This window comes from Streptomyces sp. NPDC055078, from assembly GCF_053607985.1.
Genome location: NZ_JBSGUP010000955.1, coordinates 1 through 2,269 on the forward strand (window position 1 = coordinate 1; position 2,269 = coordinate 2,269).

At 71.4% G+C, this 2,269-nt stretch carries 4 protein-coding genes; all 4 read right to left on the minus strand.

Going from position 1 to position 2,269, the window contains the following annotated elements; all coding sequences use genetic code 11:
* Positions 1 to 238: 238 nt before the first annotated feature.
* Positions 239 to 391 carry a hypothetical protein gene (locus ACWF94_RS39055; protein WP_453499818.1) on the minus strand — a complete coding sequence of 51 codons (153 nt, stop codon included), beginning with the start codon at positions 389 to 391 and terminating at the stop codon, positions 239 to 241.
* Complete coding sequence (locus ACWF94_RS39060) at positions 388 to 771, minus strand: hypothetical protein (protein WP_453499820.1); 384 nt, start codon at positions 769 to 771, stop codon at positions 388 to 390. The genes ACWF94_RS39055 and ACWF94_RS39060 overlap by 4 nt, the downstream gene beginning before the upstream one ends.
* A gap of 3 nt (positions 772 to 774) precedes the next feature.
* The gene (locus ACWF94_RS39065; protein WP_453499822.1) at positions 775 to 1,599 is read right to left on the minus strand and encodes an alpha/beta hydrolase; all 825 of its coding nucleotides are present in this window, start codon (positions 1,597 to 1,599) and stop codon (positions 775 to 777) included.
* Positions 1,596 to 2,269: amidase family protein (locus ACWF94_RS39070; RefSeq protein WP_453499824.1), on the minus strand; the 674-nt coding region annotated here is incomplete at its 5' end. The genes ACWF94_RS39070 and ACWF94_RS39065, both read right to left, overlap by 4 nt.

Below are 2,269 nucleotides of genomic sequence, written 5' to 3' on the forward strand. Positions count from 1 at the left end.
GGCGGGCCGCCCCCCCTCGCGACCATCGCACGTCCGCGTGTTCGGGCCACGGGCCGCAGACGGAGATCCGCGAGAACGCCACTGACTCCCCGGGGGCCGGTATGCCGAACCCGCCTCGCCTGCCGCGGGACCCTGATCGCCGGAACCGGGGGCGGGCCGGGGTGACCGAAGGGTGTGCGGGCTGTTGACCGGCTCCCCCATCGCGTCCGGCCAGGGGGACACGACCGTGCGCGACAGATCACCGGAGCCACTGCCCCGTGTCACCGTGCGTGAGCGCCGCTCCGGCGAGCGCCAGATCATCCGGGCGGGTGGGGCCGTGCTCGGCGAAGTGCCACCCGTCACCAGTCACCGTCACCGTCACCGTCACCGTCACCAGGTGAGCATCGGTCACCGCGTGAGCACATCGACCGCCAGTACGATGTAGCCGAGGGACAGACCGACGAACACCGTCGTGTCGAGCACCCGCATCCACGTGGTCTTGGCCAGCTCCGGCCGGACCGCGACCGGGAGGAACGACAGCGGTGCGACCCACGAGCAGACCACGATCACGACGGCCGCCACCATCGGCGGTGACGGCACGGCGGCCCCGATGGCGGTGATCATCGCGCCCATCATCAGCAGCTCCAGGTGCGCCTGCCGGATACGCCGCGCGTCGCGCACACCGTGCTGGATGCGCTTCTCCTTCGGGGTGTTGGTGACGTAGACCATCAGCCAGCCGCTCAGCACGGCCACCGTCAGCTCGACGATTCCCGCCTTCACCAGGAACGGCACGGTTCACACTCCTTCGGCCAGTGTCGTCGCGAAGAACGCGCGGACGGTGTCGAGCAGAGGAAAGCCGTGGTGTGCCGCGCCGGGGACCCGGTCGACTCTGGCGCCGATCCCGGCGTCGGTGAGGCTGCGGTGCAGGCTCGCCAGACGGTCCAGGCGGGTGCGTCCCGAGCGGTCCGCGCCCCGCACCCACAGCGGATCGCGTTCGGTCAGCGTGATCTCCCAGGTTTCCGTGTCCTCCGCACCGATCACGAGCTGGACCGCGACCCGCCGCATGGCGGGAAGGTCCAGAGTTCTTCCCTCGGTTCCGGCCCACCAGGGCAGTGTGTCGTCGAGCAGGGTGACGAGCCCCGGCGCCCCGATGGACACCGCGCTCAGGAGGTCGGGGTGCAGATAGTAGAAGCGGTGCGCGAACTGACCGCCGCCGGAGAAACCGTGCATGAGCATCCGCCGGCCCCGGACCCGGTACTTCGTCCGCACCTCGTCCACCATGGACAGGAAGATCTCGTCGAACCGGACGCCCGCGTAGTCGAGGAACTTGTAGTCGTGCAGTTCGCCTGGCGCGGTGACGCCCGCGGGGAACAGCGGGGCGATCACGATGCAGTCGTGCCGCTCGCAGAACTCGGCGAAGGCGTTGCGGTACTCGGCCGCCGTCCGATCGGTGCCGTGGATCAGGGCGACCAGGGGGTAGTCGGTGTCGCCGTCCTCGTCGTAGCCCTCGGGGACGTAGAGGCAGTAGGAAAAGCGGGGGTCGGCGGCGCACGCGGCGAACGGCGTGCGGCCGATGTCGTAGTAGCCGAGTACGGTGCCGTGCTGCCGGGACGTGGTCACAGCGTGGGCCGCCAGTCCTCGTTCTCGTACCAGGAGCCCGCGGCCGTCACGGCGGCGCCTACGGTGAACACGGCCGGGTCGTCGTACGGCCGGGCGACGACCTGCAGCCCGATCGGCACGCCGTTCGCCGCGCGGCCCGACGGCACGCTGAGCACCGGGCAGCGGCTCGCGAGGTTGAACGGCACGGTGAGCGGCGCTTCGAGGTTGTGGTCCAGGCGCACACCGTCGACGACCAGCGCGGTCTCCAGGTAGTCCTCGCCGGCCGGGAAGGCCGGGAGGCCCGAGGTCGGGCAGATCAACGCGTCGGCCCACTCGAAGATCCGGGCGAGGTCGGCGTGCACCTCCGCCTCGGTGAGCAGGGCTTCGAAGCGGCCGGACTCCGTGAACGCGTTCGCCGCCCGCTCGTGGAAGTCCCTGGTGTAGCGCTGGATGTCGGCCAGGTCGCCGCCCGCGGCACGCACCTCGCCCGCGATGATGGGCGCGAAGATCGAGCCGTAGTGCGCCCACGCGGCGGCCATGATCTTCCCGCGGGTCCACGGCAGCGTGATCTCCTCGACCGTCGCGCCCGCCCGGCGCAGCGCGTCGGCCGCGGCCCGGGTCGCGGCGGCGACCTCGGGCTCGACCGGGTAGTCGCCGAGATTCACGCACAGCGCGATCCGCCGGCCCGCGA